The sequence below is a fragment of the Pseudomonas sp. NFPP04 genome, assembly GCF_900113815.1.
Taxonomy (GTDB): domain Bacteria; phylum Pseudomonadota; class Gammaproteobacteria; order Pseudomonadales; family Pseudomonadaceae; genus Aquipseudomonas; species Aquipseudomonas extremorientalis.
Window position 1 is genome coordinate 1 of sequence record NZ_FOQS01000005.1, and the last position, 25938, is coordinate 25938.

24 protein-coding genes and 2 pseudogenes are annotated in these 25938 nt (G+C 62.1%); 18 read left to right on the forward strand and 8 right to left on the reverse strand.

Annotated features, from left to right (window positions below; translation table 11 throughout):
- The 7 genes from BM017_RS29095 to BM017_RS12140 form a co-directional block, all read left to right on the forward strand.
- Positions 1-311 (forward strand): hypothetical protein (locus BM017_RS29095; protein WP_218189852.1); only part of this gene is annotated, 311 nt, incomplete at its 5' end.
- 520 nt (positions 312-831) lie between these two features.
- The gene (locus tag BM017_RS12115) at positions 832-3225 is read left to right on the forward strand and encodes a TonB-dependent receptor plug domain-containing protein (RefSeq protein ID WP_092244441.1); all 2394 of its coding nucleotides are present in this window, start codon (positions 832-834) and stop codon (positions 3223-3225) included.
- A gap of 16 nt (positions 3226-3241) precedes the next feature.
- Positions 3242-4207, forward strand: coding sequence for an amino acid ABC transporter permease (locus BM017_RS12120; RefSeq protein WP_092244444.1), 966 nt, complete (start codon positions 3242-3244; stop codon positions 4205-4207).
- A complete protein-coding gene (locus BM017_RS12125; protein ID WP_092244447.1) occupies positions 4200-4973 on the forward strand; it encodes an amino acid ABC transporter ATP-binding protein in 774 nt (257 codons plus the stop codon). Before BM017_RS12120 ends, BM017_RS12125 begins: the two co-directional genes overlap by 8 nt.
- Before the next feature lie 18 nt (positions 4974-4991).
- A complete protein-coding gene (locus BM017_RS12130) occupies positions 4992-5915 on the forward strand; it encodes an ABC transporter substrate-binding protein (protein ID WP_071492149.1) in 924 nt (307 codons plus the stop codon).
- 12 nt (positions 5916-5927) lie between these two features.
- The gene (locus BM017_RS12135) at positions 5928-7511 is read left to right on the forward strand and encodes a flavin monoamine oxidase family protein (RefSeq protein WP_092244450.1); all 1584 of its coding nucleotides are present in this window, start codon (positions 5928-5930) and stop codon (positions 7509-7511) included.
- Between the two features lie 11 nt (positions 7512-7522).
- Positions 7523-7957: a RidA family protein gene (locus BM017_RS12140; RefSeq protein ID WP_092244453.1), complete on the forward strand. Its 435-nt coding sequence runs from the start codon at positions 7523-7525 to the stop codon at positions 7955-7957.
- Positions 7958-7960: 3 nt separating this feature from the next.
- On the opposite strand, the gene BM017_RS12145 is transcribed toward BM017_RS12140, so the two are convergent.
- Positions 7961-8338 (reverse strand): c-type cytochrome, encoded by a 378-nt coding sequence (locus tag BM017_RS12145; protein ID WP_092244456.1) that lies wholly within the window; start codon positions 8336-8338, stop codon positions 7961-7963.
- Between the two features lie 297 nt (positions 8339-8635).
- Between BM017_RS12145 and BM017_RS12150 the strand changes: the two genes are divergently transcribed.
- Entirely contained in the window at positions 8636-9970 is a 1335-nt protein-coding gene (locus tag BM017_RS12150) for an LLM class flavin-dependent oxidoreductase (RefSeq protein ID WP_139212903.1), read from the forward strand.
- A gap of 78 nt (positions 9971-10048) precedes the next feature.
- Here the strand turns inward: BM017_RS12150 and BM017_RS12155 are convergent.
- Positions 10049-10963 (reverse strand): annotated as a pseudogene (locus tag BM017_RS12155) (NAD synthetase).
- A 184-nt stretch (positions 10964-11147) separates the two neighbouring features.
- On the opposite strand from BM017_RS12155, the gene BM017_RS12160 reads away from it, so the two are divergent.
- Both BM017_RS12160 and BM017_RS12165 read left to right on the forward strand, forming a co-directional pair.
- Positions 11148-11636 carry an Hcp family type VI secretion system effector gene (locus tag BM017_RS12160; RefSeq protein WP_092244460.1) on the forward strand — a complete coding sequence of 163 codons (489 nt, stop codon included), beginning with the start codon at positions 11148-11150 and terminating at the stop codon, positions 11634-11636.
- A gap of 19 nt (positions 11637-11655) precedes the next feature.
- Positions 11656-11940, forward strand: coding sequence for a hypothetical protein (locus BM017_RS12165; RefSeq protein ID WP_092244463.1), 285 nt, complete (start codon positions 11656-11658; stop codon positions 11938-11940).
- A gap of 16 nt (positions 11941-11956) precedes the next feature.
- Here the strand turns inward: BM017_RS12165 and BM017_RS12170 are convergent, their stop codons facing one another.
- The 4 genes from BM017_RS12170 to BM017_RS12185 form a co-directional block, all read right to left on the reverse strand.
- Positions 11957-12781 carry a 5'-nucleotidase, lipoprotein e(P4) family gene (locus BM017_RS12170; RefSeq protein ID WP_092244466.1) on the reverse strand — a complete coding sequence of 275 codons (825 nt, stop codon included), beginning with the start codon at positions 12779-12781 and terminating at the stop codon, positions 11957-11959.
- A 46-nt stretch (positions 12782-12827) separates the two neighbouring features.
- The gene (locus tag BM017_RS12175; RefSeq protein ID WP_092244469.1) at positions 12828-14024 is read right to left on the reverse strand and encodes a DUF1835 domain-containing protein; all 1197 of its coding nucleotides are present in this window, start codon (positions 14022-14024) and stop codon (positions 12828-12830) included.
- Positions 14025-14174: 150 nt separating this feature from the next.
- Complete coding sequence (locus tag BM017_RS12180; protein WP_058426121.1) at positions 14175-14417, reverse strand: hypothetical protein; 243 nt, start codon at positions 14415-14417, stop codon at positions 14175-14177.
- A gap of 51 nt (positions 14418-14468) precedes the next feature.
- Entirely contained in the window at positions 14469-15545 is a 1077-nt protein-coding gene (locus BM017_RS12185; RefSeq protein WP_092244472.1) for an aldo/keto reductase, read from the reverse strand.
- 131 nt (positions 15546-15676) lie between these two features.
- On the opposite strand from BM017_RS12185, the gene BM017_RS12190 reads away from it, so the two are divergent.
- The 6 genes from BM017_RS12190 to BM017_RS12215 all read left to right on the forward strand — a co-directional run bounded on the left by BM017_RS12190 (position 15677) and on the right by BM017_RS12215 (position 20784).
- A complete protein-coding gene (locus tag BM017_RS12190) occupies positions 15677-16354 on the forward strand; it encodes an ABC transporter ATP-binding protein (RefSeq protein ID WP_092244475.1) in 678 nt (225 codons plus the stop codon).
- On the forward strand, positions 16351-17142 hold the full coding sequence (gene fetB, locus BM017_RS12195; RefSeq protein WP_071492141.1) for an ABC transporter permease: 792 nt from the start codon (positions 16351-16353) through the stop codon (positions 17140-17142). The genes BM017_RS12190 and fetB overlap by 4 nt, the downstream gene beginning before the upstream one ends.
- A 113-nt stretch (positions 17143-17255) precedes the next feature.
- Positions 17256-17876: a glutathione S-transferase family protein gene (locus BM017_RS12200; RefSeq protein WP_092244478.1), complete on the forward strand. Its 621-nt coding sequence runs from the start codon at positions 17256-17258 to the stop codon at positions 17874-17876.
- Positions 17877-17967: 91 nt separating this feature from the next.
- Positions 17968-18888, forward strand: coding sequence for a LysR family transcriptional regulator (locus BM017_RS12205; RefSeq protein WP_092244481.1), 921 nt, complete (start codon positions 17968-17970; stop codon positions 18886-18888).
- Positions 18888-19772, forward strand: a complete 885-nt coding sequence (locus BM017_RS12210; RefSeq protein WP_092244484.1) for a LysR family transcriptional regulator — start codon at positions 18888-18890, stop codon at positions 19770-19772. Before BM017_RS12205 ends, BM017_RS12210 begins: the two co-directional genes overlap by 1 nt.
- A 79-nt stretch (positions 19773-19851) precedes the next feature.
- The gene (locus BM017_RS12215; protein ID WP_092244487.1) at positions 19852-20784 is read left to right on the forward strand and encodes a pyridoxamine 5'-phosphate oxidase family protein; all 933 of its coding nucleotides are present in this window, start codon (positions 19852-19854) and stop codon (positions 20782-20784) included.
- Between the two features lie 174 nt (positions 20785-20958).
- Here the strand turns inward: BM017_RS12215 and BM017_RS12220 are convergent, their stop codons facing one another.
- Positions 20959-22446 carry an aldehyde dehydrogenase family protein gene (locus tag BM017_RS12220; protein WP_092244490.1) on the reverse strand — a complete coding sequence of 496 codons (1488 nt, stop codon included), beginning with the start codon at positions 22444-22446 and terminating at the stop codon, positions 20959-20961.
- 236 nt (positions 22447-22682) lie between these two features.
- Between BM017_RS12220 and BM017_RS12225 the strand changes: the two genes are divergently transcribed.
- Both BM017_RS12225 and BM017_RS12230 read left to right on the forward strand, forming a co-directional pair.
- Positions 22683-23852 (forward strand): p-hydroxyphenylacetate 3-hydroxylase oxygenase component, encoded by a 1170-nt coding sequence (locus tag BM017_RS12225; protein ID WP_092244493.1) that lies wholly within the window; start codon positions 22683-22685, stop codon positions 23850-23852.
- A 57-nt stretch (positions 23853-23909) separates the two neighbouring features.
- Positions 23910-24389: pseudogene (locus BM017_RS12230) on the forward strand (flavin reductase family protein); the annotation flags it as partial.
- 32 nt (positions 24390-24421) lie between these two features.
- Here the strand turns inward: BM017_RS12230 and BM017_RS12235 are convergent.
- Complete coding sequence (locus BM017_RS12235) at positions 24422-25744, reverse strand: alginate export family protein (RefSeq protein WP_092244499.1); 1323 nt, start codon at positions 25742-25744, stop codon at positions 24422-24424.
- Positions 25745-25938: the final 194 nt, after the last annotated feature.

Below are 25938 nucleotides of genomic sequence, written 5' to 3' on the forward strand. Positions count from 1 at the left end.
AAGAGCAAGAGCAAGAGCAAGAGCAAGAGCAAGAGCAAGAGCAAGAGCAAGAGCAAGAGCAAGAGCACGGCGGCCTGGTAGCCGACCTGAGTGGTGTAGATCAAAAGCAGAGCTGGTTGATTCCTCAGCCCAGAGTGGCCGGTATTTTACTGTCGATCTCGGTTAAATGTGGGAGGGAGCTTGCTCCCGATAGCGGTCTGTCAGTTGATGCATCTGTGCCTGCTTCACTGCTATCGGGAGCAAGCTCCCTCCCACAGTTTGATCTCCATACAGCAGTCAGATATCCGTCTGCTTTTGATCTGGCTTTTTGATTTTGATCTTAGGCGGCCCCCCAAATCACTGTCGGATTACGGGCACACCGAGCCTAGGCGAGGTGCCGAGTGTTGGGGCAAGAGCCTTTTGGTTACTTTTGGGCTCTTTTCAAAAGTGACCCGCCGTAAGGGCGGAACCATAAGCCGCCGTGACCCAAATAACGGATATGCCCCAATCCCCAAATCGCAAAAAAACATTACTTATATGAATAACAAAATTCATAAATAATGAAATCCAAGAATATTAGCTTATGCCCAAATAGCATTATATTTTCAAAACCCATTCCGTTATGTTTGAACTCAACAGCCTACCCCTGACCTCGGATGGTACCAATCTAGACTCGGATTCTGCGCTGCCACCCCGCAGCAGAACCGTTGGAAGGGAGTTCAACGTATGTTGCCAATTCAAACCTCGCCCCACACCTAGCCCCAAATCGCCCTGACACCCCAGAAAAAAACCGAGCACCGCGCCCACCCGCGTGACGGCCCGACTTCGCGATTTGGAAACGCAGGAACCCCTATGAAGCGAGTGCTACAACCCACCGCCGCATTCACCCTGGCCATCCTGGCCAACACCGCACACGCCCAGGACGACAGCACCCTGTCCACCGTGGTCGTCACCGGCAACCGCGGCGCCGAGCAGCGTACCGTCACCAGCAGCCCGGTGCCGATCGATGTGGTCAGCGCCAAGCAATTGCAGAACACCGGCAAGCCCGGCCTCATGGAGGCCCTGAGCGCAGTGATCCCCTCGCTGACCCTGCCGGAAAAAACCGGCTGGGACGCCAGCGGCATTGCCCGAGCCCCCAACCTGCGTGGCCTGAGTGCCGCCGAGGTGCTGGTACTGGTCAACGGCAAGCGCCGTCACACCGCCGCCACCTTGAACATCAACGGGATCAATATCGGTGCGGCCCCGGCCGACCTCGACCTGATCCCCATCAGCGCCATCGACCATGTGGAAGTCCTGCGCGACGGCGCCGCCGCCCAATACGGTTCCGATGCCATCGCCGGGGTGATCAACGTGATCCTCAAGGCCGACACCAGCGGCACCGCGGTGACCAATATCGGCCAGGGCTATGACGGCAAGAAACAGACGGTGCAGCAAAGCCTCAACAAGGGTTTCGAGATCGGCGACGGCGGCATCGTGCAGCTCGCCCTCGACGCGCGCAGCCAGAACGATGACAACAAGGCCAGCGCCAACGGCTACACCTATGCCCAGGCCTACGAGCAGGCCGGGCGGTCGACCTACGGCGGTTATGGCACGCCCAAGACCAACCTGCTGACCCTGGGCTACAACGCCGAGTTGCCGATCGACGATAGCCTCAGCCTGTATTCCTTCACCACCTATTCACGGCGCAAGGCCGAGCAGGGGCAGAACTTCCGCCTGCCGACCATCACCAACACCATCACCACCGGGCCCAACGGTTATCCCGGCGGCTACACGCCGACGTGGTTTATCGACGAGGATGATTTCCAGGCGGCATTCGGCGGCAAAGGCACGGTGGGCGAGTGGGACTGGGACCTGTCCACCACCTACGGGCGCAACGAGGCGGAGCAGGGCACCACCCATAACCAGAACCCGTCCCTGGGGGAGGCCACGCCGAATCACTTTACCTCCGGTACCTGGATCGCCACCGAGCTGACCACCAACCTCGACTTCAAGCGCGGCTTCGACATCGGCCTGCAAAAGCCTCTGGACCTGAGCGTCGGCTTCGAGCATCGGCGCGACACTTATGAGGTGCAGGCCGGTGACTATGAATCCTATGCCAACGGCGGCTACTGCGTGGCGCCGGGCAATTGCGCGTCGTCGGGCGCGCAGGTCACCAACGGCATTTCGCCGGACGAAGAAAGCAGCGCCTCGCGCAACAGCCTGGCCAGTTACGTCGACGTGGGCTTCAACCCGGTGCCGGACTGGTACGTCGGCACGGCGTTTCGCTACGAGCACTACAACCAGGGCGTCGGCGCCACGCGCAGCGGCAAGCTGACCACCCGCTATGACTTCACCCCGCAGTTCGCCGTGCGCGCCACTGTCAGCAACGGTTTCCGAGCGCCGTCCCTGGCCAACAGCCTGTTCAGCGCACGCTCCACCACCTATGGCGTGGTGGACGGCGTGTACCAGTCGATCAACTACGGCGTGTTGCCCGTGGGTTCCGCCGCGGCCCAAGCCCTGGGTGCCCAGGAGTTGAAACCCGAGCGTTCGACCAACTTCAGCCTGGGTTTCACCCTCACACCCACCGACCGCCTGAGCTTCACCGCCGACGCCTACGTGATCAACCTGCGCGACCGCATCACCCTCACGGGCACCTTGCTCGGCCCCGAGATCACCCAGGTATTGCAGAACAATGGCATCCACTCCACCTCCGGCGGGCAGTACTTCATCAATGGCGCCGACACCCGTACCAAAGGCCTGGACCTGGTCAGCAACTACAGCCAGGACCTCGGCCGGTACGGTTCGGTGAAATGGACCGCAGCATTCAACTGGAACCAGACCAGAATCCTCAACTACAAGGAATCCACCCACATCCTCGGCACCTCCTACGAGCTGATGAACCGCGAGGCGCGCAACCTGATCACCGGCGTGCAGCCCAACACCAAGTTGATCCTGGGCGGCGACTGGAGCATCGATCGCTTCAACCTCAACCTGGCCCTGACGCGCTACGGCTCCTACAAGGAAGTGAACTCATCGGCCAATCGCGACCTGGACCGCATCTACAGCGCCAAGTGGATCACCGATCTCGACCTTGGCTACAACCTCACCAAAGACCTGAACATCGCCGTCGGCGCCAAGAACCTGTTCGACATCTACCCCAAGAAACAAGGGGTGCCGAGCAGCACCATGGTCAGCAGCTATGGCGTCTATTCGCCCTACGGTTTTACCGGCGGGTACTACTACACCCGCTTGACCTATGCCTTCTGAGGCCGAGGAATACACCATGCCTATCGTCGCCAAACCCTATGACCTGATCGACGCGCCCAGTCCGGTGCGCCAGGCCCGTGTCTCCACGCCGATCAAGGCCCTGCAGGTGGTGCCCGCCCGGCATCCCTGGCGCTGGGCCGGGTCGATCTTTGCGGCGCTCGTGCTGCTGGCCATCGTGCACTCGCTGGCCACCAACCCGCGCTGGGAGTGGGGCGTATTCGGCCAGTGGTTTTTTTCGCCGTCGGTGCTGCGTGGTCTGGGGCAGACGCTGTTGCTGACCCTGCTGAGCACGCTGTTCAGCATCATCCTTGGTACCGCGCTGGCATTGGCGCGGCTGTCGGGCTCGCCGCTGCTGGCGGCATTGGCCTGGGGCTATATCTGGTTTTTCCGCTCGATGCCGGCGTTGCTGGTGCTGATCATCCTCTACAACTTTGCCTACCTGTATGACCACATCGTGCTCGGTGTGCCGTTCACCAGCGTGGTGTTCGCCGAGTGGTCGACGGTGGATGTGCTCAGCCAGTTCACCGTGGCCGTGCTGGGCTTGAGCCTGATGCAGGCGGCGTATGCGGCGGAGATCATCCGTGGCGGCCTGATCGGCGTCGACGCCGGCCAGCATGAAGCCGCCGCGGCCCTGGGGTTGCCGGCCTCGCGGCGCATCTTCCGGATCATCCTGCCCCAGGCGCTGCGCTCGATCCTGCCGTCGGGTTTCAACGAGATCATCGGCCTGGTCAAGGGCACGTCCATCGTCTACGTGCTGGCCCTGCCGGAGCTGTTCTACACCGTGCAGGTCATCTACAACCGCACCCAGGCGGTGATCCCGCTGCTGATCGTAGCGACGGTCTGGTACCTGATCATCACCACCGTGCTGACCAGCGCGCAGTACTACGTCGAACGCCACTTTGCGCGGGGCACCGCACGGGTGCTGCCACCCACGCCGCTGCAACGCATTCGCGGCTGGATCAAGGAGAAGACCCATGGCTGAAGCACGCGCCGGGCGTATCCAGATCCAGGGCGTGGGCAAGCGCTTTGGCAACCAGCAGGTGTTGAAAGACATCGACCTGACCATCGACCCGGGCAAGGTCACGGTGATCCTCGGGCCGTCCGGCTCGGGCAAGTCGACCTTGCTGCGCACCATCAACCACCTGGAAAAGATCGACAGCGGGCATATCACCATTGACGGTGAATACGTCGGTTACCGTCGCAAGGGTGATCTGCTTTACGAACTCAAAGAACGGGAGATTCTCAAGCGCCGTATCGACGTCGGTTTCGTGTTCCAGAACTTCAACCTGTTCCCCCACCTCACCGCCTGGGAAAACGTCGCCGAAGCGCCCCTGGCCCACAAGCGCTGGAGCAAGGCCGAGGCCCAGGCCAAGGCGGCCGGGTTGCTGGCCAAGGTCGGCCTGGCGGACAAGGTCGATGCCTATCCGCGCCAGCTCTCTGGCGGCCAGCAACAGCGCGTGGCCATCGCCCGTGCCCTGGCGCTGGACCCCAAAGTGCTGCTGTTCGATGAACCCACCTCGGCCCTCGACCCGGAACTGGTGGGCGAAGTGCTCGACGTGATCAAGGGCCTGACCCAACTGGGCGTGACCCTGGTGATCGTCACCCACGAGATCGGCTTTGCCCGTGAGGTGGCCGACCACGTGGTGTTCCTCTGCGACGGCCAGTTGATTGAAGAAGGCCCGCCCGAACAGATTTTCCGCCAACCGCGACATCCCCGCACTGTGGCCTTTCTCGGCAAGGTGCTGTAGTTCAAGGAGTGACTGCCCATGTTTATCTCTACTGCCCGCGTGGCCCTGCTGGCGCTTGCCGTCAGCACCGCGCAACACGCATTCGCCGTGCAACAGGTCGACCTCAGCCCCGACCGCCCGCGCATCCATGTGCCGCGTAACGAGGCGGCCATCGCACAGATCCCGCCGGGCTTCAAGTTCGCCCAGCCGGGCAAGTTCACCGTGGCCGTCTCCGGCGTGGCCGGGCCGCCCCTGGCGCTGCTGGCCAGCGACGACAAGACCACCATCGGCAGCGAGGCTGACACCGCGCAGCTTGTTGCCGATAGCTTGGGCCTGCAACTCAATGTGGTGCAGACCAGTTGGGAGGACTGGCCCCTGGGCGTCAGTTCGGGCAAGTACGACGCGGTGATCAGCAACGTCACCGTGACCGAGGCGCGCAAGAAGCGCTTTGACTTCGCCACCTACCGCCAGGATGTGCTCGGCTTCTACGTGAAGAGCACCAGCAAGATCAGCGAGATCAAGCAGGCGGCGGACATCGCCGGGTTGAAGATCATCGTCGGTTCCGGCACCAACCAGGAAAAAGTCCTGCTGGCCTGGAACGAGGCCAACGAGAAGGAGGGGCGCAAGCCGGCGCTGTTGCAATACTTCGACGACCAGGCTGCCGCCCAGTTGGCCGTGCAGTCCGGGCGCAGCGATGCGCTGTTCGGGCCTAACTCGGTGTATGCCTATTCGGCGGCAATCACCGGCGGTATCAAGCTCGTCGGCACGGTGAATGGTGGCTGGCCGTTGAAGGCCGATATCGCGGTGACCACGCGCAAGGACAACGGCCTGGTCAAGCCGATCCACACCGCCCTGGAAGGTGCGATTGCCGGCGGCCAATATGAGCAGGTGCTGCAACGCTGGGGCCTGGACATCGAGCGGGTCGACACGTCGCTGATCAATCCACCGGGCCTGCCGGATTAAGGAGCATCGAGCATGGGACTGACACGACGTGAAGCGCTGTCGAGCATCGCTGCGGTAGGGGGCGAGCTGGCGGTCAAGGACGCGCTGGCGGCATTGGGCCTGGGGCCGTCGTCACACCGCCGTCCGCAACCGTTGAAACTCAAGGAAGGCCTGGGGCAGGGCACGCGTGTGCTGGTGCTGGGCGCGGGGATCGCGGGGCTGGTCACAGCCCTGGAACTGACCCGCGCCGGCTTCGAGGTGCAAGTGCTGGAGGCCCGTGAGCGGGTGGGCGGCCGCACCTGGACGATCCGCAACGGCGACCGCGTGGACTACAAGGACGGCCGCACGCAAACTGCCGCGTTCGACCCGGGGCATTACTTCAACGCCGGGCCGGCACGGATTCCCAGCCAGCACCGCACGATTCTCGACTATTGCAATGAGCTGGGCGTGCCGCTGGAAGTGCTGGTCAACAGCAGTCATGGCGCCCAGGTACGGCCTGATGTGGGCAAGCCTGCATTCACGGTCGGCCAGGCCATCAACGATGCGCGCGGGCACCTGTCCGGCTTGCTCGCCAAAGCTGTGCAGCGCGATGCCCTCGATGATCTGTTGAGCGGTGAAGAGCGTACGCGCTTGCTGGCGTTCCTGCGGGTGTATGGCGACCTGTCCCAGGAGCTGGCTTTCGAGGGCACGATCCGTTCGGGGCACCTGGAATCGCCAGCGCACCCCGGCGCCTTGCCCGCCAGCCGCCGCCCGTTGGCGCTGGACCAACTGCTGCATCCGGAACTGTGGGGCGCGTTGCTGCACACCGAATTCCCGGAGTTCTCTGCCACCATGTTCCAACCGGTGGGCGGCATGGACCGCATCACCGACGCCTTCTACCAGCGCGTCAGCGGTCATGTACAACTGGGCGCCCAGGTGCGCCGTATCCGCCAGTTGGAAGACGGCGTGGCGGTGACCTATCACGACCAGCGCAGCGGCCGCGAGCAGGTCGTGCGCGCCGACTACCTGATCTCGACGTTGCCGCTGCCGTTGCTGGCCAGGCTCGACACCGACTTCAACGACCCGATCAAGGCCGCCCTGCTCAGCACCCGCAGCGACCAGGCGACCAAAGTGGCGTGGCAGTCGCCGCGCTTCTGGGAGACCGACTACCGCACCTACGGCGGCCTGTCGTGGATCGAACACCCGGCGCGCCTGCTGTGGTACCCGAGCAATGACCTCAACACTCGCGAAGGCCTGCTGGTGGCGGGCTATGTGACCGGGGAGGGCGCCGATGTGTTTGGCGCGCAACCGTTCGACAAACAGTACGCCACCTCCAGGGAGGCCGTGGAACTGCTGCATCCCGGGTATTCCAAGCACCTGCGCAATCCGCTGGCGGTGTCCTGGGAGCAGATTCCCTACAGCGAAGGCCCGTGGCTGCAGCGCGAGCATTTCCCGGCCGACGCCAGCGCCTTGCTTGAAGCCGGGCATGGCCGGGTGTATTTCGCCGGCGACGGGCTGGTGCAAAGCGGCGTGGGTATCTGGCAGGAATCGGCGGCCAACTCGGCGCGCCATGTGGTGGGGCAACTGGCTGAACGGGTGACTCAACACCGTCATAGCGCGGCATTGGCCGCTTCATAAGGAGATTCATCATGAGCGACAGCATTCAACGTACCAGCGTCGGCGATTTCCCGATTTCCCAGACCGTCACGGTGCCGGCATCCGCCAGCCTGATCTTCATCAGCGGCACCTTGCCCGACCTGCACGATGCCAGCGCCCCGGCGGGCACACCGGCGGCCTATGGCAATACCGAAGTGCAGACGGTGTCGGTGTTCAACAAACTGCGCAAGATCCTGCGCCAGCAGGACCTGGACCTGGGCGATATCGTGCAGTTGCGGGTGTTCCTGGTAGGGGCCGAAGAGACAGGCGGCAAGCTGGATTTCGCCGGCTTGCAGGCGGGGTACACGCAGTTCTTCGGTACTCCTGATCAACCGAACAAGCCGGCACGTACGGCGCTGCAAGTGGTGGCGTTGCCATTGCCTGGTGCGTTGATTGAGGTCGAGGCGGTTGCTGCAAGAGCGGTGTGAGGCTCAACGAGTCTTGGCAATCACACCGCTCATGTATTGATTCAAATCGCGGAAGTCGCTAACCCTCCATGCGAACGGCGCTAGCTTCACGCCGTTCTCTCGCAACGTCCTTGGGATCAGGTCGCCATTGGGGCGAAGTATGATTGAAGAGACGATAACGCCTGGGTAGTCATTCAGGCGTTTTTTGAACGCGGCGGTGGTCAGGTCAGGTGTGGGGGGATTGCTCTTGTTGGCCAGGGGGCCAGTGCCTTTGATATCGGCGCCGTGACACATCGCACACCGCTGGGAAAAGAGAGTTTTCCCGTTGAGGTTATCCGCGAAGGACAGTGAGGGTTGGGTGAGCGATAACAGGCCGAGCCAAGCGATAAGTGCCCGTTTCATATCCATATGACCTTGTGGCTTGAATCAGATTGGGATCGAGGGAATAACCTGATGCCAGCGCGTTGAGTTTGAAAGGTCGCCATTCTCCTTGTTTTCTCATGACCGTGTCCAAAGCCGCTTCAACGGCCCGCGACAGCGCTGTTGTTTTTTATGCCTGTTGCGGATTTTTTTCTTGGTTTATATCAGTAATTTTAATAATTAGCATATATCTACAAAGCCTTTCACAAGCCCCGCTCGCGGGCATTAACGTCGATCTCTACAGGCCAGCACCGCGGCCACCCACGGAGGAATACCCTGATGCCCACCTCACCCCGGCAACTCAAATTCGGCGCCATTCTCACCGGTGTAGGCACTGCACAAAACGAATGGCTGCACCCGCAGATCCCCGGCGATGCCAGTGTGGATATCGACTGGTACCGCGCCCAGGCCCAGCAGGCAGAAGCGGCCAAGTTCGACCTGGTGTTCATCGTCGACAGCCCCTACATCACCCCGGATTCCGCGCCGCATTTCCTCAACCGCCTGGAGCCCTTGACGCTGCTCTCAGCCATCGCCGGGGCGACCTCGAAAATCGGCCTGGTGGCGACGCTCACAACCTCCTATACCGAACCCTTCAACGTGGCGCGGCAGTTTGCGTCCCTGGACCACATCAGTGGCGGCCGCGCCGGCTGGAACGTGGTCACCACCGGCTTGGAAGGCGCGGCCGGTAACTTTGGCCGCGCGCAACACATCGACCACACCGAGCGCTATCGCCGCGCGGCCGAACATCTGGAGGTGGTGCAGGGCTTGTGGGACTCCTATGAAGACGACGCCTTTGTGCGTGACAAGCAAACCAAGGTGTTCCTCGACCCGCAGCGCCAACACCGCCTCGATCACCACGGCGAGTTTTTCTCGGTCACCGGACCGTTGAATATAGCCCGTTCAGCCCAAGGCCAACCGGTGATTTTCCAGGCGGGAATCTCCGAATCCGGGCGCAGCCTGGCGGCGAACTATGCCGAGGGGATTTTTGCCGGCGTGGGCAATTTCGAAGATGCCCAGGCGTACTACAGCGACATCAAGAAACGCACCGCCGCCGCTGGACGTAACCCTGACCACGTAACCATCCTGCCGGGTATTTCTCCAATCATCGCGGATACCGATGAGCAGGCCCAGGCCATCGACCGCGAGCGCAATGGCGAGCTGGATCTGCACAAAGCGCTGGTGCAGTTAGGCCGGCCATTCAATTACCACGACTTCAGCCAATATCCGTTGGATGAGCCGTTCCCGGAGTTGGGTGACTTGGGTAGCAATGGCTATCGTGGGCATGCGGAAAACATCAAGCAAGTTTCCCGTGAACAGGGTCTGACGTTGCGTCAGGCGGCGCTGCGGTTTGCCAAGCCGTTTTCCAGTTTCGTCGGCTCGCCCAAGACCGTGGCGGATGAGATCGAGCGCTGGTTTGTGGAGGGCGCGGTGGATGGGTTCAACATCCATGTGGGCGCGCCGGAGGACTTTGCGCGGTTTACCGATCAGGTATTGCCGCTGTTGCGCGAGCGCGGGTTGTTTCGCAGTGAGTACAGTCACAGCACGTTGCGCGGGCACCTGGGGTTGCCGGTGCCGGTGAATCGGCATACGGCGGCACGTGACGTCGCGGCATGACGGGTTACCACCACTTCCAGCGACCCTGTTTTTTCAGGGTCGCTTAGGTTTTTCATACCTCTTGTTTTTTCTGCTTGTTCAATCGATCAACTCTTCGTAAAGGCCGATCGCAAGTGTTTTGACGTTTCCGGACATAGCGCTACTGGTAAAGCTCAGAGTTGCTGCCAAGCTCTCCGTTAGGTGGTGAAGGGTGGTCTGATGCATTTCTGTAGCACTGATGCGTTTGGGCAGCCGGCCTGCCGCCTGTTCCAATTTGAGCAGTTTCGTTGTGAGTCGAGGGTCACGGATTCTGAGTAACTCGTTGTTCAGTTATGCTCGCTCTGGTCGTGAAAGACCTCGCAGGACTTGGCGCAGTGATTTTCCTGTCACTCGCGTAGCAGTGCTAACCGCTCTGATTGTCACGAGTGTTGAAGTAACTACACCTAGCAGCGCAATGCTATCCAACACCACCATTGCCGCCTGGTACCAAGCTTCATTGTCCAGATTATCGTTAGATTGAGGGCTGTAAACCTCAAATGCCGTTCGAACAGTGCCAGCGATGCATTGAACTGTACTCGCTACTGCAGCAGCCTTTCCTACAAAGGAAATCACTGCACTTGCTCCCGCAGTGAAGGGCATGAACGCAATCCCGCTCCAGACTACCACCCAACTCAATAATGCCCCTGCACAAGTCATTGTGGTGTTGGTCGCCTCCGCGACCAACCTGGACTCCCGCGTCTCATGTTCCAGCATCCGCTTGAACTCCACTGGCCCCACGTACCTTGGCGCCTCCCGCAGTACTATTTTGATCGGCTGTACCCTGCAAATCGCCTGAAACTCACGCAGGACCACGACATTGAACTCCGCATCGATATACACCACGCCAGCACCAATCACTGACGGGTCGGCGTCGATGGCTGAGAACAATCGAGGCAGATCAATGCTGCTTTCAATACGTTGCCGTGTGGTGCGATGGGCCGAGGGAAATCCATCCTTGAGCAGTGAGGCCGTCATTCCTTAACTCCTGGTTTTGGAAGTCGAGAGAGTAAAGGCGCGGTTGCGCAAATTAATGTCGGATGTTTCGTCTTTTCGAGACAGGCGCGTCCCAATACCGGTTTTCAACCTTGTCGGCCCTTTGTCGAATAAGGAACAGTTCGCCCCGCGTCACTTCCGACGCTGACAAGGACAAGGAGCCAATATGGCCGTCGATATGTTTTTGAAACTGGGCGATATCAAGGGTGAATCACGCGACCACGCTCATCTCGACGAGATCGATATCACCGAGTGGGCGTGGGGAGTGTCTCAGGCAGGATCGATGCACTCCGGGAGAGGTGGCGGCGCCGGCAAGGCCGATTTTGCCAACCTCAATCTGACCAAGCCGCTGGATAAATCCAGCCCAAATTTGATGATGGCCTGCGCTAGCGGCAAGCATTACCCCGAAGCACGGCTTGTGGTGCGCAAGGCGGGTGGTTCCAGCCCTGTGGAGTATCTGGTGATCACCTTGAAGGAAGTGATGGTGGTGTCCTACGGCACGAGTGCCGGAAATAAGGATGATGTGCTTTACGACAGAGTTGCGCTGAATTTTGCCACCGTCGACGTCAGCTACCAGCCACAGAAAGCCGATGGTGCCAAGGACGGTGGCCCAGTGAAGTTCGGTTGGAATATCCGGCAGAACGTCAAGGTCTGAGGCTTCTAGGAGAAATGCTATGAGGCTGTCGGACAGCCGATCGCTTTGGTGTATCACAGCCGCTCTCATCTTTGTTGTAGGGCTTCATGGCTATCTCATTGTCGACGGGTTAATTCGCGGTGTGGCGATTTCTTACAGTCGCGTGGGGCCTTCCATCACCTACACGCTTGTAGGGCAGCCGAAGCTGTTCTGGTTCACGATCATCTGGAACGTAGTATGTGAAGCCGTATTCATTGCTCTGACCCTTGGTATGGCTTGGGCCGCCAGGGCGATGTCTAAAAACGAGCGCCCCAAAAAACGTTGATATCCAGGCACCATCGCTACTCCTGCAACTGCAACGCCCGCTGCTTGAGCTTGCGCTTTTGCTCGAACGGCAGCTTCTCATCATCCCCATACGGCGCGCTGTACCAGTTGCCATAGGTCGGGTTGGGCAACAAGAACCAGCGTTGCCCCAACCAGTTCACATAGGGCTCCACCGCCTTGCGCTGATCCGCGAGGGTGTTGTGCTCGGCCTGCACGAAATCCCCCAGGGAATCCCCGGCCATCAATAACACGCGGGCATGGGCGGCGACCCATTGGCGGCGGCAGTTCTTGCCGTAGCCGGCGCTTTCGCAGTGGCCGGTGGGAGTGCTGGCGGCCAGGACCTGTTGGTCGCTGTCAACCGGGAAACCGCGCAGGCGCAGGTTTTTCACGGTGGCGGCGACCTGGCTGTGTTCGCGGTTGGTCAGGTAATACACCTTGATGCCTTTTTGCCGGGCCGCCTGCAGGAACGCCACGGCACCGGGCAAGGCCTGGGCCCTGGCCTGGTCGACCCAGGTATTCCAACGGTCGTAGGAATAGACCTGGTTGTTGACCACATCGCGGGCGTTGAGCGGTACGTTGTCCAGCAGCGTCTCATCGATATCGACCACCACCGCCGGCGGTAACCCGTTCAGGTTGCGTGGGGGAAAGGGCAGGGCATCCCAGGTGGGATCGGCCAACGCCACGTCAAGTTGACGGGTGGCATTGGCGAAGAGCTGGCGGTAAATCAACTCATGCTCGATGGAGGTCTGGGTCCAGAGCACGGCATCGAGTTGGTCATTGGCCGGCGGCGTTTGTTGGCAGCCCGCCAGCAGAAGCAGGCTGGCGAAGATCAGGTTGCGCATGGGCAGTCTCGCAAGTGAGGGTTGAATGGGCAGCACGTTAGCGTAATCACGGGCGCCATACAGGCATGATGTGTTCATCAATCGCCCAGTGGGGTTGGCGAGGTCGCAGGCATATGCCACCCACCCATCGCACATGGCTGGCGTGATCCAGCCAGTTGGCGTCACCGTTCAACACGGCCTGCCCCAGCGCAGTCAACGCCAGCACCTGGCGTGGCCATTCCAGGTGCGTCTCGGTGGCTGTCAGTAAAGGGTTGTCGCCATCGATCAGCGGTCGCAACAGCGCATGAAACATCATGTCCCCCAGGAACGGCAGCGGTTCACGCTTGGCCATCAGTTCGGCAAACACCCGACCGAATGGCGTTGGCCCGTTTTCGGCGAGGTACGTCAGGGCCAGGCGCTCGGTCAGCGACAGGCCGTCGTGCAGGCCGGGCAATTCCTGTAATTGACGCAACAACGCCGGGGCAAGCAACGGCAAGGCGGTGTGGCTGTCGTGGGCTATTTGCGCCCATCTGACTGGCGAGCTGTCGCAGTACGCCGACCAGGCCTGTTTGGCCAGTTGCACGGCGTCCTCCTCGAGCAAGCGCCGTTGCGGCCATAGCCACGCCAATACATCCGGCGCCAGTTGGCCGATGCCGATAAAACGCTGCACGCCGGGAATGCGGTCCACCTCGATGAGCTCCAGTTTGTGCGGCACCTGTTCAAGACCGGCGAGTGCGCGGATCAGGAACAGCTGGTCATAGGCATCCGCTTCGCACCACAGCACACTGTGGTCGGCGCTGGCCAATGCGTCGAGGTGGTCATATTCAACGTCGACGCGACGAGCTGCATCGGCTTCATCGATGGCGAAGGCCTGGCTGATAAAGGCACTGCGCAGGGCGCGGAACGCCTGGCGGGGCAAATCGCGGACCGGGCCCATGCACAGCGGGTCGGCGAGCATCCGGAACTGCCCTTTGAACCCTGCCAGTTGCAGGCTGTGGGCAATGTCATTGCCGCAGCGCCAATGGGTGGTACGGGCTTCATCACTGGCGGCAAAATCGGGGTGGCGGGCGGCGAAGTCGATGGCATCGATATGGGCCTTGAGCTTTGGCCAACTGCTGAAACCCAGCTGCCTGGCGATTTCCCATTGGGCCAGGGACAGGGTAGCGTTCGGGTTTTCGGCTTTCAGGCGTGGCAGCAGTTCCTTGGCACGCTTGCGCTGTTGCTCAAGGTTGAGACGGCCATCGGTGTTGAGTGGTTGGGACATACGATCTCCTTGCACAAACCTTTTCCGCTTCAAGGTGGGGAGTCGTAGAAAAAGAGGGTGTTGCAGTGTCCTGGGCGCAGCCCTTTCCGCGGAAGGTGGCGTAGAGAGCGCCAGGCGGGAAATATAGGCAGTGCCGCGCTCGTTTGCAAATCAGTGTTGCGCGTCTGGCGTGTGATCAACCCAATGGGTCTTGATCCCCTTCGCCCACGCCACCGTGTAGAAACAGCTCAGCAATACAATCCCCCACTGTTCGGCATTGATGGATGACCAGAACCAGAACGGCTGGCCCGCCATGCCGAACAGGCAGGCGTAGCGGCGCACTTTCAAGCGTTTGCTTTGGCTGAACCAGATGGCAACGACGCCGAGGGCGGCGATCATGATTTGGGCAATCACGGGGGCTCCTTGAATGGGAAAAGGCAGCCTTGGCGCAAGGCTGCCAAGGCATTACTTGTCCTTGCGCGCATCCATGGTCTTTTGATGCTCAGCCAAAAACGGCTGCTCCGCCGGATCAAAGCGGTCGATCCCGGCGGTAAAGCGATGCCAGTATGGGTATAACGGCTGGCGGCGCGTCACGGCTTCGATGCGTGAAGCTTGTTCCTGGGTCAGTGTCAACTCAGTCGCAGCGAGGTTGTCGCGCAGGTGCTCTTCGGTGCGGGCGCCGACGATCAGCGACGTGATGCCCGGTCGATCCTTGAGCCATGCCAGGCACGTGCGGGCTACCGAGACACCGTGTTCATCGCCGACCGCCGCAAGGGTTTCGATGATATCGAGCGCCCGCTCCTGATCATGCACATAGGGTTCCGGCCAGCCACTGCCCTGGCGGGTGTTGGCGGGCGGCTTGTGACCCCGACGGGTAGACCCGGTCAACAGGCCTTCGCCCATCGGGCCCCACACCAGTGTGCCCACCGACTGGTCCAGTGCCAGTGGCAGCAGTTCGTACTCGGCTTCGCGGGATTCCGGGGTGTAGTAGATCTGCTGGGTGACAGGTTTGAGCATGCCGTGCAGTTCGGCCTTGCCCAGGGTCTTCATCATCTGCCAGGCGGTGAAATTGCTGGTGCCGAAGTAGCGTATTTTCCCCGAACCTACCAACAGCCGCAGCGCTTCGAGGGTTTCCTCGATGGGGGTCATGCCGTCCCAGTTGTGCAGTTGATAGAGGTCGATATGGTCGGTGCCCAAGCGTTTCAGGCTGGCTTCGCACGCGCGAATCAGATGGTAGCGCGAAGAACCGGAGTTGTTGGGGTTGTTGTCCACCGGGCTGCGGCCCTTGGTGGCCAGCAGGATATCGTTGCGTTTGGCGCCCAAGGCTTTGCCGACGACTTCCTCGGCCAGGCCGTGGGAATAGAGGTCGGCGGTGTCGACCATGTTCACACCCGCGTCGAACGCGATATCGAACATGCGTTTGGCCTGGGGGACGTCCACCGATCCGCATTGTTCAAACTCGGCGCGACCGCCGAAGGGCACGGTGCCCAGGATGATTTCGGATACCAGCAGGCCGGAATGGCCCAGTTGTCGGTATTGCATGTCGCCTCCTCGGTAACGTTGAATCTAAAGCTCTGAGCCACACCGGATGCGATAGTTTGAATTTTTTGCATGAAATCCTGGCGAGTGTGCCTCACCATTGCATCATCCTGATTGAGAGGAACACCGCGTCCATGAGCGCACTGATTGAAACCCGCGCCCTCGCGCGCCTGGACGAGCGTCGCCAGGTGCCGTTGCTCCAGCCCACCGATTTCAGCCTGCAGGCCGGCGACCGGGTGTCGATCACCGGCTCATCCGGCTCCGGCAAAAGCGTATTCCTGCGCGCACTGGCGCTGCTGGATGCGCCCACGTCCGGGCAGATCCTGTGGAACGGCGAGCCGATCGGCAACGCGCAGATTCCTCACTACCGCTGCCATATCAGCTACCTCTCCCAACGTCCGGCGCTGCTCGACGGTACGGTGGAAGACAACCTGCGTTTTCCCTACAGCCTCAAGACCTCGCGCAAGCGCAGCTTCGACCTGGCGACGGTGACCGCACTGCTGGGCCACGCCGGCAAGACGCCGGACTTTCTGGCCAAACACGCCGCCGACCTCTCAGGCGGTGAGTCCCAGGTGGTCTCGCTGATCCGCACCCTGCAACTCAACCCCGAAGTGCTGCTGCTGGACGAGCCCACTGCCGCCCTCGATCCCACCTCGTCCCGCGAAGTGGAAGCGCTGATCGACGCCTGGTTTGCCGAGGACAGTTCCCGTGCCTGCATCTGGGTCTCCCACGACCTGGACCAGGCCCGGCGCATGAGTGACATCCACTTGCAGATGAGCGCCGGTGTACTGAACGGAGTGGCCCAGCCATGAATTACCAGAACCTCACCGCACTGGACATGGGCATTGCCGCCTCGCTGATCCTGATCAATGGCGCGCTGTCGCTGCTGTTGCGCCTGGGCCTGGGCCGCCAATTGCTGTGGGCGGCGGTGCGCACGGTGGTGCAACTGCTGGCCATCGGTTACCTGTTGGGCTGGGTCTTCGAGTTCGCCTATTGGTACGTGGTGCTGCCGCTGATGTGCGCCATGACCCTGATCGCCGGTCTCTCCGCCGCCGGGCGAGGACGGCGGACTTACCGGGGCCAGCGGGTCGACAGCATCCTGTCGGTATGGGGCAGCTCATGGCTGGTCACCGCCGTGGGCCTGTTTGCGGTGATCCGCATCCACCCCTGGTACGAGCCGCAATACGCGATCCCGATCCTTGGCATGATCCTCGGCAACACCCTGACTGGGGTCTCCCTGGGTATCGAACGCATGACCCAGGAACTGACCTCGGGGCGCAACACCATCGAAATGATCCTGGCCCTCGGCGGCTCACGCTGGGAGGCCGCGCAGGACGCCATCCGCCAGGCGGTGCGCGCCGGCATGATCCCGACGCTGAACCAGATGACGGTGGTCGGCATCGTCAGCCTGCCCGGCATGATGACCGGGCAAGTGCTGGCGGGAGAAAGCCCGGTGGACGCGGTGCGCTATCAGATCGTGATCATGTTCCTGATTGCCGCGTCGTCGGCGTTGGGTACGGTGGGGGCGGTGTTGCTCACTTACCAGCGGTTGTTTTCTGCGAGCCATCGGTTTTTGCGGGACAGACTCGAGGAACGCTGAGCGGTATTGTTTCACTGGGTGAAATGCTCGATTGTAGAGCGTGGTGATTCCAACGTCAGGGGCCAGCGGTAGAGCATGTGCGGCGTTGCCATCCCATTCTCTTGGAGCCTTTCATGATCAAACTCTATGGTTTTCCGTTGTCCGGCCACTCTCATCGGGTCGAGCTGATGTTGTCCCTGCTGGGCTTGCCCACGGAATTTATCCTGGTGGATCTCAAGCAAGGCGCCCATAAGTCCTCGGACTATCTGGCCACGATCAACAGCTTCGGCCAGGTGCCGGCGATTGATGACAACGGCGTGGTGTTGGCCGACTCCAATGCGATTCTGGTCTACCTGGCCAACACCTACGGCAAGGGTCAGTGGCTGCCGGGTGATGCTGTGGGGCAGGCGCGGGTGCAGCGCTGGCTCTCGGCCGCCGCCGGTCAACTGCACGTCGGGCCCGCGTCGGCGCGGTTGGCCACGGTGTTTGGCGCGGACATCGATACCTGCGTCGCCATTGCCCGTTCCCACGCCTTGCTGAAACTGATGGAGACGCAACTGAGCCAAAACCGCTTCCTGGCCGGCGAGCAACCGACCATCGCCGATGTCGCTTTCTACACCTACACCGCCCATGCGCCGGAAGGCAATGTGTCCCTGGCCGACTACCCTCAGGTGCGTGCCTGGCTCGCCAGCATCGAAGCACTGCCGGGATTTGTCGGCATGCCACGCACAGCCGTGGGCTTGCAATCCCACTAACGCGAACCCCGGTTGTGGTCACTGAGCCTGTTGTGGCAGGCGAGCTTGCCACAGGGGAATAGCAATATGCAGTTGCTCGAGAGGAGTGCCGATGGACCGATTTCATGAAATGCAGGTGTTCCTGGCGGTGGCCGAGGAGGAGGGTTTTGCCGCCGCCGCACGCCGCCTGAACACCTCGCCACCCAGCGTGACCCGGGCCATCGCCGCCATGGAGGAACGTATCGGCACCCAACTGCTGGCGCGCACCACCCGCAGCGTGCACCTGACCGAAGCCGGCCAGCGTTACCTGGAGGATTGCCGGCGTATCCTGGCAGACCTCGATGAAGCCGAAGAAGCGGCGGCCGGCAGTTACTCCATCCCCTGCGGCCACCTGACGGTCACGGCGCCAGTGCTGTTTGGCGAGCTGTATGTGGCGCCGGTGCTGGGGGAGTACCTGGACCGCTTTCCGTTGGTGAACATCAATGCCTTGCTGGTCGACCGCGTGATCAACCTGGTCGACGAAGGCGTCGATGTCGCAGTGCGTATCGGTCATCTGCACGAGCCGGGCCAGCAGGCGATCAAGGTCGGCGAAGTGCGCCGGGTCGTCTGTGCAGCGCCAGCCTATCTCGACCAGCACGGGCGACCGGAGCACCCGTCGCAGTTGCGTGAGGCCAAGATCGTCACGTCATCGTCGAGCCAGCTGGTGAGTGGCTGGGAGTTTGTCGACGCCGGCCAACCCTTGTCCGTGCCCATCGAACCGCGCCTGGTCGTTACGGCAAACAATGCCGCGATCAACCTGGCGCGCCTGGGCTGGGGCATGACGCGGGTGCTGTCCTACCAGGTCGCAACGGCGGTGGCGGCGGGCGAGTTGGAGATCGTCCTTCAAGCGTATGAGGCTGAGCCGTTGCCGATCCAGGTGGTGTTCCAGAAAAGCGGCCGCGTGCCGGCCAAGATCAACACCTTTGTCGACTTTCTCAGCCATCGCCTGGGCCAGGACGCCGCCCTGAACCCTGCGATGAAACGGCGCGGTTGATGGAGCGCTATCGCGATATGCAGTTGTTCGCCGCACTGGCCGGACACTCGAGCCTGGCCGGCGCCGCGCGCAGTGCGCAGGTGTCCGGGCCGACCCTGGTCCGTGCGGTGGCCCGCCTGGAAGCGCGCCTGCGCGTGCCATTGCTTGAACGCAGCACGCAGGGCGTGAGCCTGACCGACGCCGGCAACGCGTACCTGGCCGATTGCGTGCGCCTGCTCGCCGCCGTGGACGCCGCCGAAGCCTCGGCCAAAGGCTTGCATGTGCAGGCCCAGGGCAACCTGCGGGTGTTTTTGCCCTTTCTGTTCAGCGCTCATGTGATGGCGCAGGTCTTGGCCGACTACCTGGACCGTTATCCCGAGGTGAGCCTCGCGGCGCACTACCACGACTATTATCCCAACCTGCACGAAGAAGGGCTGGACGTGGCGATTCTCGTCGGTGAGTTGCCCGACTCGTCGTTGATCGCGCGGCCGGTGGGGCAGGTGCGGCATATCCTTTGCGCCAGCCCCGGTTATCTGGCGATTCACGGTGAGCCTCAACGCCCGGACGACCTCCAGCGCCATCGGCTGATCGCCACTGCCGACCAGGTGCATTGGGATTTTCAGGGCTATCCACTCAAGGCCCGTGCGCGCCTGGGCTGCGCCACGGTGCAGGGCGCGATCAATGCGGCGGTGCATGGGGCGGGGGTGATTCGCTGCCTGAGTTACCCGGTTCACGAGCATGTGCAGAGCGGGCAATTGCGTCGCCTGTTGCCGGGTTTTGAACAGCCACCATTGCCCGTGCACGTGGTGTACCGCGAAGGCCGCAACGCACCGATGCGCGTGCGCAGCTTTGTCGACCACTGCGTGGCGGCGCTGCGTGAACACCCGGCATTTCAACTGGCGTAACAGTGGATTGCCTGGCGTGGTGATTCCCTCGGTGGCGGGCAGGGCGCAGCATCGGGCTATCCAACATGAGGTGCTTGCCATGAACCTGATCGAACCATCGCCCTGGCATGCCGGTGAACGGCACATGCAACAAGCAGTGGGGGTCGCCGAGCGCATGGCCGTGGTCGGGCCCAAGGTGATCCGTGATCATTTGCCCGAACAGCATCGGGATTTCTACCCTTTGTTGCCGTACCTGATGCTGGGTGTGGTGGACGAGCAAGGCATTCCCTGGGCGACGCTGCTTGAAGGCGCCCCGGGCTTTGCCCACTCGCCGGACCCGCAGACCTTGCAGGTCGACAGTCTGCCGTCGGCCAACGACCCGGCTCGCAACGCCTTGCGTGAAGGTGCATCCATCGGCCTGCTGGGCATCGACCTCAACACCCGCCGCCGCAACCGCATGAACGGGCATATCGGTGCGCTCGATCACGAAGGCTTTTCGGTCGACGTGGTGCACACGTTCGGCAACTGCCCCAAGTACATCCAATTGCGGCCGGTGGATGCCATCGCACGCAAACCCGGCAGCGTGGCCGAACGTTCCAGCAGCCTGGATGACGCGGCCCAAGCGCTGATCCGCAATGCCGACACCTTCTTCGTCGCCAGCTACGTCGAGGTGGATGGCCAGCGCTCGGTGGACGTTTCCCATCGCGGCGGCAATACGGGTTTTGTGCGGGTCGAAGGCAACGTGCTGACCATCCCTGACTTTGCCGGCAACCTGTTCTTCAACACCCTGGGCAATCTGCAGGTGAACCCGGTGGCGGGGTTGTTATTCATCGATTTTGAAGCGGGGGATGTGCTGCAGATGGCCGGGCGCACTTCATTGATCCTCGACGGCCCGCAAGTGGCGCTGTTCGAGGGCGCCCAGCGCTTGTGGACCGTCACCGTAGAGCATGTCGTACGGCGCCCGGCGGCGTTGGCGTTGCGGTGGCAGTTCGCGGAGTTTTCGCCGTTCAGTCTGGCGATGGGGAGTTGGTAGCCAACACCCCTCGATGATCCCGATATGTTGCGGGATGTTGAACCGCCGGATTGAACAATTGCTTTGGTGGGTTTTCTGTGGCGAGCGGGCTTGCCACAGTTGCAGTGTCCGCCCCAATTGGGAGGGTATCAGCCAGATATGGCCGGTTTTCAAAGGCCTTGAAAGAGCTGACCCTCAGTACCGAATCATCACCGACTTGAGCTCGGTGTAATCCTCGATGAATGCACTGCCAAACTCCCGGCCAACCCCCGAAGACCGACTGCCCCCAAACGGCACGGCCGGGTCGAGCAGTGTGTGCATATTCACCCACAATGTGCCGGCCTTGATCGCCGGCACCATGCGCAGGGCCTTGCCTAAGTCGTTGGTCCACAGGCTGGCGCTGAGGCCGTAGGGGCCGTTGTTCATCAGCGCGAGCAGCTCCTCTTCACTGTCGTAGGGCAGGAAGGTCGCGATGGGGCCGAAGGTTTCTTCGTTGAGCAGGGTGTCGTTGATGCTGTTGGCGAGGATCACCGTGGGCTCGACGTAGCAGCCGGGGCGGTCGATGAGTTTGCCGCCGTGGATGATCCGGTTGTTTTCGGCGCGGGCCTGGCTGAAATAGCCGAGCAGTTTGAGTTGGTGCTGATGGTGGGTGACCGGGCCGAATTCGGTGCTTTCGTCCAGCGGCGAACCGATGGTGAGGCGGCTGAGGCGCTGGCTGAGTGTGTCCAGCACCGCGTCGATCTGCGAACGGTGCACGAAGAAACGTTCGGCCGCTGCGCAGATTTGCCCGGCGTGCAAAAAGCCGGCTTCGATGATGCCGTCCACCGCTTTCTCCACCTCCACGTCGCGCAGGAACCCGGCGGCGTTCTTGCCGCCCAGTTCCAGGGTCGCACGGGTGAGGCCGGCGCCCATGGCACTGCGGCCCACGGCGATGCCGGTGGGCACCGAACCGGTGAAGGACACCTTGTGCGTGCCGGGGTGTTCCACCAGGCCTTTGCCGACATTGCCGCCGCCTGTCAACACGTTGAGCACACCCGCCGGCAACCCCGCTTCGATGGCCAGCTCGGCGATGCGCAGGATTGTCAGCGGCGTGAATTCGCTGGGCTTGATGATAATGCTGCAGCCGGTCACCAGTGCCGAGGCGAGTTTCCAGATGGCGATCATGGTCGAGAAATTCCACGGCACGATGCCCACCACCACGCCCACCGGTTCGCGCAGGGTGAACGCGGTGTAGCGTTCGCCATTGAACGAAGGCAGCGACGGGGTGAGCGTCTGGCCGCTGATCTTGGTCGCCCAGCCTGCGTAGTAACGCAGGAAGTGCGCCGCCTGGTCGACCTCGAACGCGCGGGCAATCTGGATGACCTTGCCGGACTGACAGGTCTCGATCTGCGCCAGTTCTTCGCGGTTGCGCTCCAGCAGGTCGGCGAGTTTGTGCAGCACATTGCCGCGTGTCGCCGGCGCAGCCTGGGACCACAGTTCAAAGCCCCGGTTGGCGGAGTCCACCGCTGCATCGATATCCGCCAGGTCGGCCTCCGCCACGTGGGCGATCACTTCACCGGTGGCCGGGTTGGTCACCGCCAGCGTCTGGCTGGAATGGCCGTGGACGTTGACGCCGTCGATGAACAGCCCATGGGGGCGACGTAAAAACGCTTCGACGTGAGGCAACAGCGGGATATCACTCATGGCGGGTTCCTGGCAGTTCACAAAAGAAAACCCGAGGGTATCCAAGCCGCCCGCGCCTGGCTTGACTGTGCCTGCCAGGCGTCATGCCTGTGGCTGCCGGGCCTGTGAAAAGTACAACCTTGCCTGTGGAACGTGCATTTTCCACGCGCCCGACCCGTTCGATACTGGCCCTGCATCCAGCGCTGCTCCTCGACTTGGAGCGGCTGCCGGACTTCCAATAATAAGCAGGGCCGTCCATGAAAAAGCCAAATCCGCTCCTCGAAGACCTCAAGCCCCTCCTGCCCCAGATTGCGGCAAATGCCACGCGTGCCGAACAGCAACGCCAGGTGCCGGATGAGAACATCGCCTTGCTCAAAAGCATCGGCCTGCACCGTGCCTTTCAACCCAAGGCCTTTGGTGGCCTGGAACTGTCGCTGCCCGAGTTCGCCGACTGCATCGCCTTGCTCGCCGGCAGCTGTGCCAGCACCGCCTGGGCCATGAGCCTGCTGTGCACCCACAGCCACCAACTGGCGCTGTTTTCGGCCCGGTTGCAGCAGGAAATCTGGGGCGAAAACCCGGATGCCACCGCCAGCAGCAGTATTGCGCCGTTCGGGCGCGTGGTGGAGGGCGAAGGCGGTGTGTACTTCAGCGGTGAAATGGGCTGGAGCAGTGGCTGTGACCATGGCGAGTGGGCGATTGTCGGCTGCCGCCGACAGAACGCCGAAGGCACCCAGGATTACTGCTTTGCCGTGCTGCCGCGCAGTGACTACCAGATCCGCGATGACTGGTTCGCCGCCGGCATGAAGGGCAGCGGCACCAAGACCCTGGTCATCGACAATGCCTGGGTGCCCGAGCACCGGATCCAGAAGGCCAAGGACATGATGGAGGGCAAGTCCGCAGGTTTTGGCCTCTACCCCGACAGCCAGATTTTCTACGCGCCGTACCGGCCGTATTTCGCCAGTGGTTTTTCCACCGTCAGCCTTGGCGTGGCCGAGCGCATGCTGGAGGTGTTCCGCGAAAAAACCAAAACTCGCGTGCGCGCCTACACCGGTGCCGCCGTGGGCGCGGCAACGCCGGCGTTGATGCGCCTGGCCGAGTCCACCCACCAGGTGGCCGCTGCTCGTGCGTTCCTTGAAAAGACCTGGCAGGACCACGCCGAACACAGCGCCGCCCAGCGTTACCCGAGCCGCGAAACCCTGGCCTTCTGGCGTACCAACCAGGCCTACGCCACCAAGATGTGCATCGAGGCAGTGGACCGCCTGTTCGCCGCCGCCGGTGGCAATGCCTGGTTCGAACACAACGAAATGCAGCGCCTGTTCCGTGATTCCCATATGACCGGCGCCCATGCTTACACCGACTACGACGTCTGCGCGCAGATCCTTGGCCGTGAGCTGATGGGCCTGGAGCCGGACCCGAGCATGGTGTGACCCGTTCTTCCACTACAACAATCAGGGCGTCCGTTCGAGGGCGCCCGGGAGTCTTGCATGCCTGACAACAGCCTTTTCGACCCACGGGCCTTTCGTCGCGCCCTGGGCAACTTCGCCACTGGCGTGACCGTGGTCACCGCCGCCACCGCGTCCGGGCGCAAGGTGGGCGTGACCGCCAACAGTTTCAACTCGGTGTCCCTCGACCCGCCACTGGTGCTGTGGAGCATCGATAAACGCTCCAACAGCCACGAAGTGTTCGAGGAGGCCAGTCACTTCGCAGTGAATGTGCTGGCGGCGGATCAGGTGCACCTGTCCAACAACTTTGCGCGCCCGCGTGAAGACCGCTTCGCCCTGATCGAGTACGAACCGGGGGAGGGCGGTTCACCGGTGTTCGCCGATTGTTCGGCACGGTTCCACTGCGAGAAATACCAGCAGGTGGACGGTGGCGACCACTGGATCATGATCGGCAAGGTGGTGGCCTTCGATGATTTCGGGCGTGCGCCGCTGTTGTATCACCAGGGCGCCTATGCCGAGGTCCAGGCGCTGCGTCCCTGCGCGCCCGAGACGGTTCAGAACGGTACGGCGACCACCAACTGACTGTAGACATTGGTGCCGTTGCCACCGACCTGGTTGCCACCGGTCTCTGCATCCTTGTCGGGTGTGTAGAGACCCAGCAGCGGCGTGATGATCAGGTGCTCGTTCACCGCCCACTCGGCGTACAGGTCCAGCTCGCGACCGTCCAGGTTCAACTGGCCACGGGTGCTGACGGTCTTGTAGTCGAAGAACAGCGCACCCAGGGTGAGGTTCTCCAGCGGCTTGACCTTGAGCGCCAGGTGTTGCACGGAGGTGTTGGTGTTGTACGGGCCGGAGTAGTTGCCTGCCACTTCGCCCTGCACCCAGGTGCCGTAGCCACGGTTGAAACCGGCGAACATTGCATCCCAGTTCTTTGAATAGCGCGCGTAGCGGTAGGTCAGGTCCGGCGACCAGGGCAGGTCGACGAAGGTGTAGCCGCCTTCGGCGTAGCCGGCATTTTCCTGGCTGTCGCGGCGGTCCTGGCGCGCCAGTTCAAAGGCGAAGTGCGCGTTGTCGATACCGGCATTGCCGGCGCCGCGCAGGCTGTACAGGTTCATGCCTTTGCGCTGGCGCTGCACGTCGCTGGCGAAGCGCTCGTCCACATCGATCCCATGAATATACGTGAGCCCCAGAGTGCCCGGCGCGGCGCTGTACTCCAGGGTGCCGGCGGCCATTTCGGTCATGGCCTGGGCGGGGTTGTCGGACTTGATCCACATCAGGCTGCCATGCACGCCGTCCTTGCCGCCGAGGCGGATCACTGCGGTCTTGTCGAAGGCATGGCGCGCGGCGATGTAGTAGGCGCCACCACGGTTGAACTCGCCGTCACCCACGCCCTTGCCGAGATTGGGGCCATCGTCGTTGATCAGGAAACCGTCGCCCAGCATGATGATCTGCCGACCGAACGACAGGTCCACGCCGTCCTTGCCCAAGGCCGGGAACAGCTCGCCCGAGCGCCAGCCGGCGAAGGCTTCGTCGAACTTGGTGGTGCGCTCCTTGCCTGTGGTGACCCCGGAGGCATCGCCATCGCCCCAGGTGCCGGAACTCACCAGGTTGGCCGTGCCATACACGCCACCAAAGCGGCCCAGGCTCTGGTCGACGCTCAGGCCGTACTTGATGAAGGCTTCGCGCCAAGTGGAACCGCCGCTGCGCCCATCGTAGTTCTTCGGGCTGTTGAACATCCCGTACACGGCGAGGAAGTTGCCGGTGACGTGGGTGTCGGCATCGGCGTACAGCTCGACCGCCTGGGCCTGGCCCACCAGCAACGCAATCCCCAGGCCGACCGCCTGGCGCAGGCCGCGATTTTTCAGTGTGTGCTCCATTGTCATTGTCCCCAGCTTGGTTAAGAGTGAGGGCGCATTAGGGCGAGTGACGGGGGCCTGAGTCTTTTCTCTGCGTGCCAGGGAATTGACCCTGGCCGCCACGCCGCCCGCTGTGGCAGGGAGCAACAAAAGCGGCGGCAGACAGGGGCAAGACGAGCAATTGGAGTGGGGCGCAGAGTACCGACACATTAAAA

Coding starts and splice junctions, on each gene's coding strand:
- BM017_RS12115 (WP_092244441.1), top strand. CDS start 832: ATGAAGCGAGTGCTACAACCCACCGCCGCATTCACCCTGGCCATCCTG.
- BM017_RS12120 (WP_092244444.1), top strand. CDS start 3,242: ATGCCTATCGTCGCCAAACCCTATGACCTGATCGACGCGCCCAGTCCG.
- BM017_RS12125 (WP_092244447.1), top strand. CDS start 4,200: ATGGCTGAAGCACGCGCCGGGCGTATCCAGATCCAGGGCGTGGGCAAG.
- BM017_RS12130 (WP_071492149.1), top strand. CDS start 4,992: ATGTTTATCTCTACTGCCCGCGTGGCCCTGCTGGCGCTTGCCGTCAGC.
- BM017_RS12135 (WP_092244450.1), top strand. CDS start 5,928: ATGGGACTGACACGACGTGAAGCGCTGTCGAGCATCGCTGCGGTAGGG.
- BM017_RS12140 (WP_092244453.1), top strand. CDS start 7,523: ATGAGCGACAGCATTCAACGTACCAGCGTCGGCGATTTCCCGATTTCC.
- BM017_RS12145 (WP_092244456.1), bottom strand. CDS start 8,338: ATGAAACGGGCACTTATCGCTTGGCTCGGCCTGTTATCGCTCACCCAA.
- BM017_RS12150 (WP_139212903.1), top strand. CDS start 8,636: ATGCCCACCTCACCCCGGCAACTCAAATTCGGCGCCATTCTCACCGGT.
- BM017_RS12160 (WP_092244460.1), top strand. CDS start 11,148: ATGGCCGTCGATATGTTTTTGAAACTGGGCGATATCAAGGGTGAATCA.
- BM017_RS12165 (WP_092244463.1), top strand. CDS start 11,656: ATGAGGCTGTCGGACAGCCGATCGCTTTGGTGTATCACAGCCGCTCTC.
- BM017_RS12170 (WP_092244466.1), bottom strand. CDS start 12,781: ATGCGCAACCTGATCTTCGCCAGCCTGCTTCTGCTGGCGGGCTGCCAA.
- BM017_RS12175 (WP_092244469.1), bottom strand. CDS start 14,024: ATGTCCCAACCACTCAACACCGATGGCCGTCTCAACCTTGAGCAACAG.
- BM017_RS12185 (WP_092244472.1), bottom strand. CDS start 15,545: ATGCAATACCGACAACTGGGCCATTCCGGCCTGCTGGTATCCGAAATC.
- BM017_RS12190 (WP_092244475.1), top strand. CDS start 15,677: ATGAGCGCACTGATTGAAACCCGCGCCCTCGCGCGCCTGGACGAGCGT.
- fetB (WP_071492141.1), top strand. CDS start 16,351: ATGAATTACCAGAACCTCACCGCACTGGACATGGGCATTGCCGCCTCG.
- BM017_RS12200 (WP_092244478.1), top strand. CDS start 17,256: ATGATCAAACTCTATGGTTTTCCGTTGTCCGGCCACTCTCATCGGGTC.
- BM017_RS12205 (WP_092244481.1), top strand. CDS start 17,968: ATGGACCGATTTCATGAAATGCAGGTGTTCCTGGCGGTGGCCGAGGAG.
- BM017_RS12210 (WP_092244484.1), top strand. CDS start 18,888: ATGGAGCGCTATCGCGATATGCAGTTGTTCGCCGCACTGGCCGGACAC.
- BM017_RS12215 (WP_092244487.1), top strand. CDS start 19,852: ATGAACCTGATCGAACCATCGCCCTGGCATGCCGGTGAACGGCACATG.
- BM017_RS12220 (WP_092244490.1), bottom strand. CDS start 22,446: ATGAGTGATATCCCGCTGTTGCCTCACGTCGAAGCGTTTTTACGTCGC.
- BM017_RS12225 (WP_092244493.1), top strand. CDS start 22,683: ATGAAAAAGCCAAATCCGCTCCTCGAAGACCTCAAGCCCCTCCTGCCC.
- BM017_RS12235 (WP_092244499.1), bottom strand. CDS start 25,744: ATGGAGCACACACTGAAAAATCGCGGCCTGCGCCAGGCGGTCGGCCTG.